Origin of the sequence: Mumia sp. ZJ1417, from assembly GCF_014127285.1 — a bacterium.
GTDB lineage: Bacteria > Actinomycetota > Actinomycetes > Propionibacteriales > Nocardioidaceae > Mumia.
This window is the reverse complement of sequence record NZ_CP059901.1, coordinates 1,393,242-1,408,548: the sequence shown is the minus strand read 5'-3', so window position 1 is coordinate 1,408,548 and position 15,307 is coordinate 1,393,242. Positions and strand designations below refer to the sequence as shown.

The 15,307-nt window shown below is 69.9% G+C and carries 14 protein-coding genes; 4 read left to right on the top strand and 10 right to left on the bottom strand.

Annotation, left to right across the window (positions count from 1 at the left end):
- Positions 1 to 2: 2 nt before the first annotated feature.
- Positions 3 to 1,877 (bottom strand): translation elongation factor 4, encoded by a 1,875-nt coding sequence (lepA, locus tag H4N58_RS06770; RefSeq protein ID WP_182397154.1) that lies wholly within the window; start codon positions 1,875 to 1,877, stop codon positions 3 to 5.
- A gap of 79 nt (positions 1,878 to 1,956) precedes the next feature.
- Here lepA and H4N58_RS06765 point away from each other — a divergent pair, with 79 nt between their 5' ends.
- The 3 genes from H4N58_RS06765 (at position 1,957) to rpsT (ending at position 3,023) form a co-directional block, all read left to right on the top strand.
- Entirely contained in the window at positions 1,957 to 2,334 is a 378-nt protein-coding gene (locus H4N58_RS06765) for a YccF domain-containing protein (RefSeq protein ID WP_167251950.1), read from the top strand.
- Positions 2,335 to 2,415: 81 nt separating this feature from the next.
- Positions 2,416 to 2,640 carry a DUF6458 family protein gene (locus H4N58_RS06760; RefSeq protein WP_167007888.1) on the top strand — a complete coding sequence of 75 codons (225 nt, stop codon included), beginning with the start codon at positions 2,416 to 2,418 and terminating at the stop codon, positions 2,638 to 2,640.
- Between the two features lie 122 nt (positions 2,641 to 2,762).
- Entirely contained in the window at positions 2,763 to 3,023 is a 261-nt protein-coding gene (rpsT, locus tag H4N58_RS06755) for a 30S ribosomal protein S20 (RefSeq protein ID WP_167007885.1), read from the top strand.
- Positions 3,024 to 3,106: 83 nt separating this feature from the next.
- Here rpsT and holA read toward each other — a convergent pair whose 3' ends face one another.
- The 6 genes from holA to H4N58_RS06725 all read right to left on the bottom strand — a co-directional run bounded on the left by holA (position 3,107) and on the right by H4N58_RS06725 (position 9,940).
- Entirely contained in the window at positions 3,107 to 4,087 is a 981-nt protein-coding gene (holA, locus tag H4N58_RS06750; protein ID WP_167007882.1) for a DNA polymerase III subunit delta, read from the bottom strand.
- 45 nt (positions 4,088 to 4,132) lie between these two features.
- Complete coding sequence (locus tag H4N58_RS06745) at positions 4,133 to 6,370, bottom strand: ComEC/Rec2 family competence protein (protein ID WP_182397153.1); 2,238 nt, start codon at positions 6,368 to 6,370, stop codon at positions 4,133 to 4,135.
- Positions 6,371 to 6,435: 65 nt separating this feature from the next.
- A complete protein-coding gene (locus tag H4N58_RS06740; RefSeq protein WP_243845181.1) occupies positions 6,436 to 7,404 on the bottom strand; it encodes a ComEA family DNA-binding protein in 969 nt (322 codons plus the stop codon).
- A gap of 99 nt (positions 7,405 to 7,503) precedes the next feature.
- Positions 7,504 to 8,361: a DegV family protein gene (locus H4N58_RS06735; protein WP_167007876.1), complete on the bottom strand. Its 858-nt coding sequence runs from the start codon at positions 8,359 to 8,361 to the stop codon at positions 7,504 to 7,506.
- 9 nt (positions 8,362 to 8,370) lie between these two features.
- Positions 8,371 to 9,315: an oxygenase MpaB family protein gene (locus H4N58_RS06730; RefSeq protein WP_167251952.1), complete on the bottom strand. Its 945-nt coding sequence runs from the start codon at positions 9,313 to 9,315 to the stop codon at positions 8,371 to 8,373.
- Positions 9,316 to 9,325: 10 nt separating this feature from the next.
- On the bottom strand, positions 9,326 to 9,940 hold the full coding sequence (locus H4N58_RS06725; protein ID WP_167251953.1) for a MerR family transcriptional regulator: 615 nt from the start codon (positions 9,938 to 9,940) through the stop codon (positions 9,326 to 9,328).
- 93 nt (positions 9,941 to 10,033) lie between these two features.
- Here H4N58_RS06725 and H4N58_RS06720 point away from each other — a divergent pair, with 93 nt between their 5' ends.
- Positions 10,034 to 10,447: a hypothetical protein gene (locus H4N58_RS06720; protein ID WP_167251954.1), complete on the top strand. Its 414-nt coding sequence runs from the start codon at positions 10,034 to 10,036 to the stop codon at positions 10,445 to 10,447.
- 147 nt (positions 10,448 to 10,594) lie between these two features.
- On the opposite strand, the gene leuS is transcribed toward H4N58_RS06720, so the two are convergent.
- From leuS to H4N58_RS06705, 3 genes are all read right to left on the bottom strand, one after another.
- Positions 10,595 to 13,072, bottom strand: a complete 2,478-nt coding sequence (gene leuS / locus H4N58_RS06715) for a leucine--tRNA ligase (RefSeq protein WP_167251955.1) — start codon at positions 13,070 to 13,072, stop codon at positions 10,595 to 10,597.
- 160 nt (positions 13,073 to 13,232) lie between these two features.
- Complete coding sequence (locus H4N58_RS06710) at positions 13,233 to 13,517, bottom strand: hypothetical protein (protein WP_167007865.1); 285 nt, start codon at positions 13,515 to 13,517, stop codon at positions 13,233 to 13,235.
- Positions 13,518 to 13,528: 11 nt separating this feature from the next.
- Complete coding sequence (locus H4N58_RS06705) at positions 13,529 to 15,244, bottom strand: sodium:solute symporter family protein (protein ID WP_167007863.1); 1,716 nt, start codon at positions 15,242 to 15,244, stop codon at positions 13,529 to 13,531.
- Between the last annotated feature and the right edge of the window lie 63 nt (positions 15,245 to 15,307).

Below are 15,307 nucleotides of genomic sequence, written 5' to 3'. Positions count from 1 at the left end.
GCCTACTTCTTGCCCTTCTCGCCCGAGTCGCCGGTCGACAGCGCGGCCACGAAGGCCTCCTGCGGCACCTCGACGCGGCCGACCATCTTCATCCGCTTCTTGCCTTCCTTCTGCTTCTCGAGCAGCTTGCGCTTGCGGCTGATGTCACCGCCGTAGCACTTGGCGAGCACGTCCTTGCGGATCGCGCGGATGGTCTCGCGGGCGATGACGCGCGCGCCGATGGCGGCCTGGATCGGCACCTCGAACTGCTGACGCGGGATGAGCTCCTTGAGCTTCTGCGCGAGCGCGACACCGTAGGTGTAGGCGTTGTCGCGGTGGACGATCGCGCTGAACGCATCGACCGGGTCGCCCTGCAGCAGGATGTCGACCTTCACGAGGTCCGCGGCCTGCTCGCCGGTTGTCTCGTAGTCGAGCGACGCGTAGCCCTTCGTACGGCTCTTGAGGTGGTCGAAGAAGTCGAAGACGATCTCAGCGAGCGGCAGCGTGTAACGGATCTCCACGCGGTCGGACGAGAGGTAGTCCATGCCGAGCAGCGTCCCGCGCCGCGTCTGGCACAGCTCCATGACCGGACCGATGAAGTCGGTGGGTGTCAGCACCGTCGCCCGCACCACCGGCTCGTACACCTCGGAGATCTTGCCCGTCGGGTATTCGCTGGGGTTGGTGACGCGGTGCTCGGTGCCGTCCTCCATGACGACGCGGTAGACCACGTTGGGGGTCGTCGAGATCAGGTCGAGGTTGAACTCGCGCTCGAGCCGCTCGCGCACGATCTCCATGTGGAGCAGCCCGAGGAAGCCGATGCGGAAGCCGAACCCGAGCGCGCCGGAGGTCTCCGGCTCGTACTGGAGCGCGGCGTCGTTGAGCTGCAGCTTGTCGAGCGCGTCACGCAACGTCGGATAGTCGTCGCCGTCCATCGGGTAGAGGCCGGCGAACACCATCGGGTTGGGGTGGCGGTAGCCGCCGAGCGCCTCGGTCGCGGGCTTGTTCGCCGACGTCACCGTGTCGCCGACGCGGGACTGGCGGACCTCCTTCACACCCGTGATGAGATAGCCGACCTCCCCCACGCCGATGCGGTCGGCCTTCATCGGCTCGGGCGAGATCACGCCGACCTCGAGCATCTCGTGCACGGCGCCGGTCGACATCATCTTGATCTTGTCGCGGTGCGAGAGGTGGCCGTCGATGACGCGGACGTACGTCACCACGCCGCGGTACGTGTCGTAGACGGAGTCGAAGATCATCGCCCGCGCCGACGCGTCCGGGTTGCCTACCGGCCCCGGGATCTGGTCGACGACCGCGTTCAGCACGTCCTCGACGCCCACGCCGGTCTTGGCCGAGACCCGCAGGACCTCGTGGGGCTCGCAGCCGACCAGGTGCGCCAGCTCCTCGGCGAACTTCTCCGGCTGGGCGCTCGGCAGGTCGATCTTGTTGAGCACCGGGATCACGTGCAGGTCGGCGTCGAGCGCGAGATAGAGGTTGGCCAGCGTCTGGGCCTCGATCCCTTGCGCGGCGTCCACGAGCAGGATCGCGCCCTCGCACGCGGCGAGGCTGCGGCTCACCTCGTACGTGAAGTCGACGTGCCCGGGGGTGTCGATGAGGTTGAGGACGTACGTCGTGCCCGCGTCGTCGCCGGTCGACTTCGTGAACGGCAGGCGGACCGCCTGGCTCTTGATCGTGATGCCGCGCTCGCGCTCGATGTCCATGCGGTCGAGGTACTGGGCACGCATCGACCGGGCGTCGACGACCCCCGTGTGCTGCAGCATGCGATCGGCCAGCGTGGACTTGCCGTGGTCGATGTGCGCGATGATGCAGAAGTTGCGGAGGATCGCGGGGTCGGTCGCGCCCGGAGCGGGTGCCGACGAGGAAGCAGCGGTCTTGGCCATGGTGCTTCCCATCCTCCCATGTCGGGCCAGGGTTCCCGAACGCGTACGCCATCGACCGACACGACCTAGGCTTCGATGCGTGAACGTGATCCTCAACATCATCTGGCTCGTGCTGAGCGGGATCTGGCTGGCGATCGGCTACACGCTCGCCGGCGTCCTGCTCTGCCTCACGATCATCGGCATCCCGTGGGGGATCGCGTCGTTCCGCATCGCCTCGTACGCGCTGTGGCCGTTCGGACGCACGATCGAGCCTCATCCGACCGCAGGCGTGCCGTCGATGATCGGCAACGTGATCTGGATCCTGCTCGCCGGGTGGTGGCTCGCGCTGGGCCACCTGGTCAGCGGAATCGCGCTCTGCCTCACGATCATCGGGATCCCGCTGGGCCTCGCGAACGTCAAGATGATCCCGATCTCGCTGATGCCGCTGGGCTACCGGATCGTGCCCGTGCAGCGCTGACATCCCTGGCGTGGAGGGTTTGGGTCGCACGGTCGACGGGTACGTGGTGTGAGCCCCCATCGTCGACAAGGAAGGACTGTCGTGGTCATCGGACTCGGCATCGTTCTCATCATTCTCGGCCTCATCTTCGCCCTCGACGTCATCAACATCGACACCAGCGCGGTGGACACGGGGACCCTCGGTTGGATCCTGCTCGGCGCAGGCATCGTGGCCGTGGTGGTCTCGCTGATCGTCAACCAGCAGCGTTCCAGGTCCACGCACGTGGTCGAGGAGCGTCGCGACGGCGGCTATCCACCGGCTCGGTAGAGCACACAGCAGCATCGAGGAGCAGTTTTGGACCGTGCCGGACCCACTGATACAGTGGGTGGTCGCGTGTCCGTGTCCGCGCGCGCAACTATCCACTTCGACAGAACAACGAGGCTTGCCCCGTGGCAAACATCAAGTCGCAGATCAAGCGCAACCGGCAGAACGAGCGTGCGCGTGAGCGCAACAAGGCCGTGCGTTCGGAGCTGAAGACCGTCGTCCGACGCTTCACCGAGGCCGTCGACGCCGGCAACACCGACGACGCCAAGGAGTTCGCGAAGGCAGCGAACCGCAAGCTGGACAAGGCTGCGTCCAAGGGCGTCATCCACAAGAACCAGGCGGCGAACCGCAAATCGTCGATCTCCAAGAAGGCCGCCGCTCTCTGAGCGCCTGACCTTCCGCCGAACGGCACCTCTCGTACGGGAGGTGCCGTTCGTGCGTCCTGGGGCGAGGCGGGGACGTGCGTGCGTCAGCGGACGCGCGCAGCAACCACGCCGAGCACCATCCGCTCCAGCGCGTACTCCGGGTCGGCGGCGCCCTTGACGTCGAGGTCGGCGCGCGCGACCGCGGCGATGGCGGTCGTGATGCCGACGGTGTCCCACCCCTTGAGCTGAGCGCGCAGCCGCTTGAGCCGGAAGGGCGGCGCTCCGACCTCACGTGCGAGCTCGGCCTCGCGCAGCCCCTTGCTCGAGGCCACGCCATAGCGAGCCAGCGAGCGTAGGCCGGTCGCGAACGCCGAGGTGATGAGGACCGGCGCGACGTTGTTGTTGATCGCCCACCGCAGCTGCTCGAGAGCGAGCGCCGCGTCGCCGTCGATCGCCGCGTCGGCGATGTCGAAGCCCTTGACCTCCGCGCGACCGCCGAAATATTGACGGACGAGGTCGAGCGAGATCTTGTCGCGGCGGCCGTCCGCGCCTGTCGCGGCGTCCACGAGCTGGTCGGCGGCCGCGGCGAGCGAGCGCAGGTCGTGGCCGACCGCAGCGACGAGGTAGTCGGCGGCGTCCTCGGAGATCGACGCACCCAGCTGGCGGACCTCGGTCGAGGTCCACCGGGTCACCTCCCACGGCTTAGGGGCCGCCGTCACGATCTCCTGCACGGCCCCGAGCTTGCGGAGCTTGTCGAGGACGCCCTTGCCCTTCTGGCCACCCCCGTGGGTGAGCACGACGGCGACGTCGGGGGCGGGCGCGGCTGCGTACGCGAGCAGCTCGTCGGCGACGGACGGATCGAGCGACTCGATGCCGCGGACGACCACGGCGCTGTGCGCGGAGAAGAGCGACGGACTCGTGAGCCCGGCGAGCTCGCCGGGGGCGAGCGACGAGCCGTCGACCTCCGAGACGGACGTCTCGGGATCCTCGTCGTGGACCTGCGCCAGGGCACGTCGCATCGCGCGGTCGGCGAGGAACTCGACTCCGCCGGTGATCAGGACGAGGGTGCTGAACAAGGACGCCATCGCAGGTCAGCATGCCACGCGGCACTGACGTCGCGTACGGGCGGTTCACCGGCGCACGCCGTTGATCTCACCGTTCCGTACGACCACGGCAACGTCTCCCCCGGCATCGGTCCTCAGCACCGTCACGTCCGCCGCGTTCAGTGTCGTGAGCGTCGCCGGTGCGGGGTGCCCGTACGTGTTGTCGCGACCTGCGCTGACGGTCGCCCACCGCGCACCGAGGTCGGTGAGCCACGCGGCGTCCTGGTGCGCGCTGCCGTGGTGAGGGACCTTCAGGACGTCGACGCGAAGGTCGGGATACGTCCGACGCAGCACGGCCTGGCCGGGTGGCTCGACGTCCCCAGTGAGCAGGATGCGCGCCCCCTGGGTCTCGGCCACGAGAACCACGCTCGCGTCGTTCGCCTCGTCCTCGGTGACGTCGGCGCGCTGCTCGGCAGCTAAAGGTGCGAGGACGGTGAGGGTGAGGTCGCCGACACGCCAGCGCTCGCCGCCCCGGAGCCGACGGACGTCGCCCCCGCTGAGCGACGGTCGGCTCAGCCCGACGCCGACCCAGCCGACGTCGCGTCCCCGGATGACGCCGGACAGGCCATCGACGTGGTCGGCGTGAGCGTGGGTGAGGACGACCAGCGGGACCGTCCGTATGCCGAGGTCGTCCAGACAGCGGCCGACGTCACCTGGATCGGGACCGGCGTCGATGACGACCGCCGCCGACGGGCCCGCACGCAGGACCGTCGCGTCACCCTGGCCGACGTCGCAGGCGACCATCACCCAGCCTCGGGGCGGCCAGCCGGGACTGAGCGGAGCGACCGTGACGACGGCGATGAGCATGGCGGCCACGACGGTCGGGAGCGGACGCCTCAGGAGGAGGTGCCCGGTCACGGCGACGACTCCACTGACGATCACGAGGAGGGCGATCGTGATCGGCCCCTCACCGACGGCTGCGGAGGCACCGGGCAGATCGGCCGCGCGCCGTCCGACGAGGACGATCCAGCCCGCCGGGACGGTGGTCAGGAGTCCGACGAGCGTGCCGAGCGGCGCCCACAGAAGGCCGGCCAGTCCCCCGGCCAACCCAAGGACCGTCGCCGGTCCGACGGCGGGTGCGACGACCAGGTTGGCGACGACCGCCACCAGCGAGACCTCACCCGAGAGCGCGGCGACCGGCGCGGTGCAGGCGAGCTGCGCGGCCGCCGGGACTGCGATGGCCTCCGCGAACCACAGAGGCATCCACCGGGCGAGTGCGTCACGCCACACCGGGGCGAGCAGAAGGATGCCGCCGGTCGCGACCGCAGACAGGAGGAACCCTGCCGACGTGGCCAGCCACGGATCGAGGAGGACGACGGCGACCACCGCCCAGGCGAGGCAGCGGGCACCGCGCCTGCGCCCGCCCGTGCTGAGCCCGGCGATCCCCACCAGCCCCATCACGGCCGCCCGCACGACCGACGGCTCGGGCCTGGCGAGAAGCACGTATCCGACGGTCGCCACGACGGCGAGCACCACGCGGGCACGAGGACCAGCGCCCAGAGGCCGCGCCAGCGCCAGGAGGAACCCGATCAGCAGCGTGAGGTTGGTCCCCGAGACCGCGAGGAGATGCGTGAGTCCGCTCGTACGGAAGTCCTCGCGTAATCCGTCGGACAGCGCGTGGTCGTCGCCGTGGACCAGTGCCGGCACGAGGGCGGACACGTCGGTGCCCCGTCCCGAGACGGCGGCGGTGATCGCGTCACGCAGCCGTTGGGCGCCGTCCCACCACCAGGCCGGGTCACCGTCAGGACGCACGGACACCCTGGTCAGCGACAGCGTGGCCGCGGTCGCCGAGTCGTCGGCGGCGTCGAGACGGCCTGCCGCGTCGACCTGCTGGCCGAGCCGCAGGGCTGGCGCGTCCCCGCGGACCCACGCCGTGACCGGGCTGCGCAGACGCCAGGTGGCGCCACGTGCCTCGACCCGCAGGACGGTCAACCGGAGCACGGTCGAGGTGCCGAACGTCCCGCGGACCTCCTTCGGGTCGGACGCGACCACGGCGACGATCGCGACCGACGCGCGCTCGGCCGCGAGGTCGGGCACGACTCCCGAGCGGTGGGTGGACGCGCGCAGCGCTCCGAGGGCGAGCGAGGCGATCAAGAGCACCAGCAGGAGCCCCACCCACGCGGCGCGCCTCCGGGCGGAGGGGAACCAACGCACCACTACGGCCGCGACCAGCGCCGCGCACACCGAGACGACGAGCACGGCCGTCACGGAGACGCGGACCGCGACGACGGCTCCCGCCCATGCGGCGAGCGCCGGGGCGACCATGCGCAGGTCGACATCTCCGCCGCGCTCACCAAGACGCGCCGGCGCGGTGACCACCGTGGCCGAGGTCAGAGCGTGACCAAGTCGCGAAGCTTGGCCAGGGTCGCCTCGCCGATGCCGTCCACCTCGAGGAGCTCGTCGACGGTGCTGAACCGGCCGTGCTCCGTACGCCAGTCGAGGATCGCCTGGGCCGTCACTGGGCCGACCTGAGGCAGAGTGTCGAGCTGCTCGAGGGTCGCGGTGTTGAGGTTGACGACGGCACCGGTCGACGACCCCGGTGAGGACGGCGCGCCACCCGAGGTCCCGCTCCCCGGCGGTGGGGCGACCGAAGGCAGCCCGACGACGATCTGCTCCCCGTCGACGAGCACCCGCGCCAGATTGAGGGCGGTCAACTCGGTGCCGCGGCGGGCTCCCCCCGCCGCCTCGAGCGCGTCCACCACGCGCGAGCCGGCCGGGAGGGTGACGATGCCGGGCCGCCGAACCTTGCCGGCGACGTCGACGACCACCTCGGCCGGGACCGCACCGGTGGGCGCAGCAGGATCGGGTGAGGCCACCGCCTCTCCCGCGCCGCCGGGGGCGGCCAGCGCCACCGGCTCGGCCCCCACGGTCTCGGGCTGAGCCCGTTGAACCCACCAGAGCGCGCCGCCGGCTGCCACCACCAGGACGACCAGGAGCACCAGCACGTGCGTGGTCGTCGTGCCCTGGCCGAGCGCCGACCTCAGCCGCGGCGGGATCCTGTCGCGCGCGTCTGCCGACCAGGCAGGCGGCGAAGCGGCCCCTGCACGATGGCGGGCAGGCGGAGACGCCACGCGGCCGTCGCGGTGCTCGAGGGCGGCGATGTCGACCTCGTCGAAGAGGTCGTCGCCAAGGTCGTCGTCAAGATCCTCGATGAGCATGGGGGGCGGATCGTCGAACGGCCCCTCGAGAGGATCGTCGACCGCCTCGCCGGGCCGAGCGTCGAGCCGGCTCAGCTCGCGCGCGAGCTGCTCGAGACGTCGCCGTGCCGCCTCGCTCGTCCGGTCCCCGCGTCGCTCCACCCGCGGAACGCTACGGCGACGGCGACTCCCGCCGCTGCCGCTGAGCGGCCGCCTGTGGACAACTACCTCGTACGAGCGCCTGTGCGGCGTCGGCTCTGCTCAGCCCAGCGGGGGGAGCTTGCCGGAGACCGTGACCGCGAGCAGGCCCGGCCCCACATGGGCACCGATCACGGCTCCCACCTCGACGACGTCGATCGCGCCGAGCCCGAGGGTCTCCCTCAGCCGTTCGGCCAGGTCCTCGGCCGCGTGCGCGGCGTCGAGGTGCTGAACCGCCACCTCGACACCGTCGGTGTGCTGCTCCGACGCCTGCGCCGTCAGCTCCTCGAGGCGGGCGATCGCGCGGGCGGACGTGCGTACCTTCTCGACCGGCCTGACCCGCCCGTCCTGGACCGACAGCAACGGCTTCACCGACAACGCCGACCCGAGCAGCGCCGAAGCGGTGCCGATCCGGCCGCCCTTGCGCAGGTATTCGAGGGTCGCGACATAGAAGAGCGTCGTCGCCCGCTCCGCGCGGTCACGAGCCGCCTTGGCCGCCTCCTCGGCCGAGGCCCCCGCGTCACGGAGCTCCGCCGCGGACAGGACCGCATAGCCGGTCGCCATCCCGACCTGGAGCGTGTCTACGCAGAGCACGGGCACCGGAGCCGCCTGCGCGGCCAGCTGTGCCGACTCGTAGGTCGCCGAGACCCGAGAGCTGAGGTGGATCGAGACGATCGCCTCGGCTCCCTGGTCGGCCAGGTCTGCGTAGAGGCGGGAGAAGCGCTCGGGCGCCGGACGCGAGGTGCTGACCGAGCGTCCGGCTCGCAGAGCGCGGGCGAGGTCGTCGGCGGTGACGTCGACGCCCTCGGTATAGGAGCGGGCGTCGACGACGACCTCGAGCGGAACGACGCTGATCGCGCGTGACTCCGAGAGCTCGCCGGGCAGCGACGCTGTGGAGTCCGTCACGATCGCGAGGGTCATGGGCCGAGACTAGCGGGCCGGGGCCCCCTCGCGCGGCTGCGCGTCGTCCTCGGTGAACGCGCCCGCGTGTCGCGCGCGCCACCTCGCCGGGGACGCCGGTCCGTGGACGTCGGCAGGCCACTCGCCGCGCACGCGCAGCCATCCCGCACGGGCACGCGGATGGTAGCGGCGGTCGAAGGGGACGAGCCAGAACGCCGTCGAGATCGTCCGGGTCGCCAGAACGAACAGCACCTGGTCACGGCGCCGCCAGCGCAGCCCGAGAAGCTGCCGCACGGAGGGGTCGTACAGGCCGGTGGTCAGCCAGGCGAAGCCGCGCCCGATCGGGAGCCGCGCGACCCGCCACACCGCCCGGGGCATCCACCGGAGGGTTGAAGGCCGAGCGAGATCCGTGAGGTCGAGGACCTGGCGGGTGGCGAGGTTGACCTCGAGGACCTCGCGGCACGTGCGGTCCCAGTACGCCTGGAAGTCCTCCCAGGTCGCGGGCACCGGCCGCATGCTCATGCCGTACATCGCATACCACTGGACGTGCTCGTCGAACATCCGGCGCTTGTCAGCCTCCGACAGCCCGCCGGCGACGTGCTCGGCCGTGAGCACGGCGTTCATGAAGAACGTCGCGTGCGCCCAGTAGAAGGTGTCGGGATCGAGCGCGTGGTAGGGCCGCCCCGCAGAGTCGACGCCGCTGATCGTGTCGTGATAGCGCCGCACCTCCCGCGCGGTCTCGGCGGCGCGCGGTCCGTCGTACACGACCCCGCCGATCGGATAGAGGGAGCGGAACAGCCGCTCCCACCGCTCCTCGAAGAAGTGGGAGTGCTCCTCGACCCCCGCACCGAGGCCAGGATGCATGTTCTGCATGGAGCCCGCCCACAGCGCACACAGCAGCCCGCGCCAGTCGCCGAAGTAGCGCCAGGTCAGGGAATCGGGGCCGAGCGGCTCAGGGTCACGCGAGGTGGACACCCGCGTGACCCTACCGAGCCGGGTGACGCTCTCGAAAGAGCGCGGCGTGGGTCAGACGGCGCAGCGCGAGCAGGACCGGCTCGATGAGGACCGTGCCGAGGACCACGTCCTGCACGACGGTGGCGAGGTCGCTCGGCCCCTCGGCCTCCACGGAGGCGACCTCCCGTTCGGCGATCACGCGGATCTGCTCGGCGTAGCGACCGACGGCGGCGACATTGAGGGGGCGTCCGGCGGCTTCGAGACCGGCGAGGGCCGCGTCGAGCTGCGCCACGGCGGCCGTCTCCTCGTACGGGAGGCCGATCGCGTCGAGCACGGCGGTCGCGCGCTCGTACGGCGGGGACGGGTCGACGTACGGGGGAAGCGCGGCGAGGGCGTCGCTCACCGCGTCGTACGGGTCGGGGGCGGGGTCGTCGACGACGGCGAGGACCGCGCGCACCTTGGCCAGCGGCATGCCGCCGACCTCGACGAGCGAGCGTACGAGGCGCAGGCGCTGAAGGTGGGTGTCGTCGTACGAGGCCTGGGTGGCGCTCGTCGCCCGGCCAGGCGGAAGAAGGCCGTCCCGCAGGTAGTACTTGACGGTCGCGACGGGGACGCCGGCGGCGTTGGCGAGCTCGGAGATCCGCATGGTCGGCTCCTGACGGAACGGGGTTGACGCATTGGAGAGTAGCACTATCTAATATTAGATAGTGCTACTCTCCAATGCCTCGAGGAGGCTCCTATGAACGCCGCATCCACGCTCGTCGCCGGCATCGTCGTGCTGACGGTCATCACCATCGAGACTGGTGGGATGTTCCTGCTGCGGGTCGTCGGCGGCAAGCGGCCGGCCAACGCGCTGCAGAAGTCGTTCTTCCGCGCCGGTCACGCACACGCCGGGGTGCTCGTCATCCTCGGGCTGGTCACGCTGCTTCTGACCAACGCCGCAGACGTCGACGGCGCCTGGCGCCTCGTAGGCCCGATCGGCGTGCTGATCGCCGCGATCGTGATGCCCGCCGGGTTCTTCCTGTCCGTGCTCGGGCGTGACCCGCAGCGGCCGGGACGCCTCATGGCGCTGGTTTGGACGGGCGCAGGCGTGCTCGCGCTCGGCCTGGCGGCGACGGGGGTGAGCCTCGTCGTGACCGGCGCGAGCGCGTGAGGGTTTCGACAGGCTCAACCAACGGGCGCGGGTTTCGACAGGCTCAACCAACGGGCGGGGCGCGGGTTTCGACAGGCTCAACCAACGGGCGAGGCGCGGGTTTCGACACGCTCAACCAACCGTCCGCGGGTTGAGCCTGTCGAAACCTCAGATGACGATGTTGACCAGCTTGGGCGCGCGGATGATCACCTTGCGGATCTCCGCGCCCTCCAGGTGCCGGACGACGTTCGGCTCGGCCAGCGCCAGCACCTCGAGCTCCTCGTCGGAGATCGACGGCGGCACCTCGAGCTTGCCGCGCACCTTGCCCTTGACCTGCACGACGCAGGTCACGGTGTCGTCGACCAGCAGCGCCGGATCGACCGCCGGCCACGCCTGCTGCGAGACCGACGGGCTGTGACCGAGCTCGGCCCACATCTCCTCGGCGACGTACGGCGCGACCGTGCTCAGCAGGATCGCCGTCACCTCGGCCGCCTCGCGGACCGCTGGGTCGGCCGGGCCAGCGCCGGAGTCGATGGTCTTGCGGGTCGCGTTGACCAGCTCCATGACGCGCGCGACGACGACGTTGAAGCGCTTCGACTCGTAGAGATGCTCGCACTCCGCGACAGCCTTGTGCGTGACCCGGCGCAGCGCCACGTCACCGTTGGCGGGGTCCGCGCCAGGCGCGCTCGCGATCTCGTGCGCGACGCGCCACGCCCGCTGGAGGAACTTCGACGAGCCGGCCGGTGACACGTCGGCCCAGTCGATGTCGTCCTCCGGCGGCCCGGCGAACACCAGCGTCAGGCGCACGGCGTCGACACCGAACTCCTCGATCTGCTGGCCGAGGTCGACACCGTTGCCGAGCGACTTGCTCATGGCCTTGCCCTCGTTGATCACCTGGCCCTGGTTCATCAGGGCGGTGAAGGGCTCGACGAAGTCGACCAGGCCCATGTCGTGCAGCGCCTTGGTGAAGAACCGGCTGTAGAGCAGGTGGAGGATCGCGTGCTCGACACCGCCGACGTACATGTCGACCGGCATCCAGCGCTTGACGTCCTCGGGGTCGAACGGGGCGTTGGCGTCGCCCGGGGAGCAGTAGCGCAGGTAGTACCAGGAGGAGTCGACGAACGTGTCCATCGTGTCGGTGTCGCGCGTCGCGGCGCCACCGCAGCGGGGGCAGGTGGTGTTGACCCAGTCGGTCGCCGCGGCCAGGGGCGAGGTGCCCTTGGGCGCCAGGTCGGCACCGGTCAGGTACGGCAGCTCGACCGGCAGCTGGTCGTCCGGCACCGCGACCTCGCCGCAGTCCGGGCAGTGCACGATCGGGATCGGGCAGCCCCAGTAGCGCTGGCGGCTCAGCAGCCAGTCACGCAGGCGGTAGTTGATGGTGCCCTCACCGACACCGTCGGCCGCGAGCCGGTCGATGATCGCCGCGATGCCCTCGGTCTTGTCGGTGAGACCGTCGAGCGCGGCCGAGTTGACGTACGTGCCGTCACCGGTCGTCGCGACGCCGGTCTCCTCCGGGTTGTCCTCCCCCGGCACGTCGACGACGCGACGGACCGGCAGGTCGTACGTACGGGCGAAGTCGAGGTCGCGCTGGTCGTGCGCCGGGACCGCCATGACCGCGCCGGAGCCGTAGTCGGCCAGCACGTAGTCGGCCGCCCACACCGGCATCTGGGCACCGGTCAGCGGGTTGATCGCGTGGACGCCGAGGAACACGCCGGTCTTGGGACGGTCGGTCGACTGGCGCTCGATCTCGGTGGCCTGCTTGGTGCGCTCGAGGTACGCCTCGAACGCAGGCCGCTGCTCGTCGCTCACGAGCTCGGCGGCCAGCTTGGCGTCGGGCGCCACGACCATGAACGTCGCGCCGTACAGGGTGTCCGGCCGCGTGGTGAAGACCCGTACGGGCTCGTCTCGTCCGGGGACCGCGAAGTCGACCCACGCCCCTTCGGAACGGCCGATCCAGTTGCGCTGCATCGTCAGGACGCGCTCCGGCCAGGTGCCCTCGAGCTGCTCCATGTCGTCGAGGAGACGCTGGGCATAGTCGGTGATCTTGAAGTACCACTGAGTCAGCTCGCGCTTGGTGACCACCGCGCCGCAGCGCTCGCAGAATCCCTGGACGACCTGCTCGTTGGCGAGCACCGTCTGGTCATTGGGGCACCAGTTGACGTACGAGGCCTTGCGGTAGGCCAGGCCACGCTCGAACAGGCGCAGGAAGAGCCACTGGGTCCAGTGGTAGTACTCCGGGTCGGAGGTGTGGAGGCGGCGCGTCCAGTCGAAGCTCACGCCGTAGCGGCGGATCGACTCGGCCTGCGTCTCGATGTTGTCGTACGTGAACGTGGCGGGGTTCTCGTTGCGCTTGATCGCGGCGTTCTCGGCGGGCAGGCCGAAGGAGTCCCAGCCGATCGGGTTGAGGACGTCGTAGCCCTTGAGCCGCCAGTAGCGCGCGAGGACGTCATGCAGCGCGAAGACCTCGCCGTGCCCCATGTGGAGGTCGCCCGACGGGTACGGGAACATCGTGAGCGCGTAGCGCCGCTCGCGGTTCGGGTCGCTGCCGTCCGCGTCGTACGGGCGAAGCTCGTCCCACACCGCGCGCCACTTGTCCTGGGTCGCGCGGACGTCGTACGACGCCGCTTCCGCGTGCTGGGTGCTCACCTGGGTCTCCTCCGAATGTCTCTCGTACGGCTCCGTACACAGAACAGCCCCTCGAGCAGAGGGGCTGCCGCGCTGACCGGGTGGCGTCAGCGCGGCTCGACAAGGAGCTCGCCGTACATGGCACCCATGCTAGCGCGGGCCGTGTCCCACCCGGTCGCGCCTACTCAGGGCCTGCCTTCTGGTCCTCCAGCGCCTCCGGGGGCACCTCTTCGACGACCAGCGGCTTCACGATCACCCAGACGATGAACATGAGGGCGACCGCGAGCAGGATCAGCCCGTTGACGAGGTTCACGTTGAAGCCGTCGGCCTTCTCGAGCTCGGCGTCGGAGGCGTTGAAGATGCCGAGGAAGGTGAGAATCACGCCGTAGATGCCCAGCAGGGTGCCGATGATCGTCCTGATGTCGAACGCCGACGCGATCTTGAAGCGGTTCTTGCGCTCAGCCATGGGAGATCCTCTCACCAGAAGATGATGTTCAAGATGATCACCATGACCAGCGAGATCGCGGCGAGGACGGTCGGGCGCCGGTACCACGGCAGCAGGTGGGCGAGCGGGTCGCGCAGCTGGTCACGCGGGGTCAGCGAGTAGACGAAGCCACGCAGCTCGGTGGCCGGCTTCGGCTGCGTCGCCAGGCTGACGACATAGCTGACGACGATGTCGACCACGAACGCGGCGCTCGCCGCGACGAAGCTCGCCCCCTGGCCGGACAGTGGCAGCACGCCGATGCTCGCACTGCCGAACGCGTCCTCGCTCAAGAAGGCGACGAGCACGGCCGCCGCGGTACCGGAGACCAGCCCGACCCAACCTGCGGTGGCCGTCATCCGTTTCCAGAACATACCGAGGATGAACGTCGCGAACAGCGGGGCGTTGAAGAACCCGAACAGCGTCTGCAGGTAGTCCATCAGGTTCGAGTAGTTCGACGCGATCAGTGCGGTGAAGATCGCGACCACGGTCGCGCCGACGGTGGCCCAGCGACCGACCGAGGTGTAGTAGCCGTCTGGCCGGTCCTTGTGGACGTACTGCTGCCAGAGGTCGACGCTGAAGACCGTATTGAACGCGGAGATGTTGGCGGCCATGCCGGCCATGAACGACGCGAGCAGACCGGCGATGGCCAGGCCCAGCATGCCGTTGGGCAACAGGTCGCGCATGAGCAGCAAGATGGCGTCGTTGTAGTCCACGCCCGCTTCTGCGTCGCCGGCCTTGAGGTCGATCATCTCCGGGATGAGGACCGCGCAGATCATGCCGGGGACGACGACGATGAACGGCACGAACATCTTCGGGAAGGTGCCGATGATCGGGGCGCTGCGCGCGGCCGACATCGACTTCGACGCCATCGCGCGCTGGACCTCGACGAAGTTCGTCGTCCAGTAGCCGAAGGACAGCACGAAGCCCAGGCCGAACACGATCCCGACCACCGACCAGAACGGGTCCTCGATGCCGGTGAGGTTGGTGCCCGGCCAGGACGAGAGCTCCTCGTCGCCCCCAGGCGTCGCCGAGATCTTGTCGGTCAGACCGCTGACCCCGCCGACCTTGTGCAGCGCGACCAGCGTGAGCGGCAGCAGCGCGGCCACGATCACGAAGAACTGCAGCACCTCGTTGTAGATCGCGGCGGAGAGGCCGCCGAGCGTGGTGTAGGTGAGGACGACGATCGCGGCCGCGATCAGCGACACCCACAGCGGCCAGCCCAAGATGACCTCGACGATCGTCGCGAGCAGGTAGAGGTTGACGCCGGCGATCAGCAGCTGGGCGATCGCGAAGCTCAGCGCGTTGACCAGGTGCGCGCCGGTGCCGAACCGCATGCGCATGAACTCGGGGACGCTGCGGACCTTCGAGCCGTAGTAGAAGGGCATCATCACGATGCCCAGGAACAGCATCGCCGGGACAGCGCCGATCCAGAAGTAGTGCATGGTCGGCAGGCCGTACTGCGCACCGTTGGCCGACATGCCCATGATCTCGACCGCGCCGAGGTTCGCCGAGATGAACGCGAGGCCGGTCACCCAGGCAGGAAGCGACCGTCCGGAGAGGAAGAAGTCGATGCTGCTGGAGACCTGGCGCTTGGCGAGGATGCCGATGCCGAGGACGAAGATGAAGTAGATCCCGATGATCAGGTAGTCGGAGAACCCCGTGTCCAGACGAAACGTGTCGTCTGCCGCCAGCCACACCGTGCCGTCCATCCGCCCTCCTGCGTCGTCGGTCGATGTCGGGCCCGGGCCCGGCCCCGCTCGGCACGTTACTCC

Coding starts and splice junctions, on each gene's coding strand:
- lepA (WP_182397154.1), bottom strand. CDS start 1,877: ATGGCCAAGACCGCTGCTTCCTCGTCGGCACCCGCTCCGGGCGCGACC.
- holA (WP_167007882.1), bottom strand. CDS start 4,087: ATGGCGTCCTTGTTCAGCACCCTCGTCCTGATCACCGGCGGAGTCGAG.
- H4N58_RS06745 (WP_182397153.1), bottom strand. CDS start 6,370: ATGGTCGCCCCGGCGCTCGCCGCATGGGCGGGAGCCGTCGTCGCGGTC.
- H4N58_RS06735 (WP_167007876.1), bottom strand. CDS start 8,361: ATGACCCTCGCGATCGTGACGGACTCCACAGCGTCGCTGCCCGGCGAG.
- H4N58_RS06725 (WP_167251953.1), bottom strand. CDS start 9,940: ATGCGGATCTCCGAGCTCGCCAACGCCGCCGGCGTCCCCGTCGCGACC.
- H4N58_RS06720 (WP_167251954.1), top strand. CDS start 10,034: ATGAACGCCGCATCCACGCTCGTCGCCGGCATCGTCGTGCTGACGGTC.
- H4N58_RS06710 (WP_167007865.1), bottom strand. CDS start 13,517: ATGGCTGAGCGCAAGAACCGCTTCAAGATCGCGTCGGCGTTCGACATC.
- H4N58_RS06705 (WP_167007863.1), bottom strand. CDS start 15,244: ATGGACGGCACGGTGTGGCTGGCGGCAGACGACACGTTTCGTCTGGAC.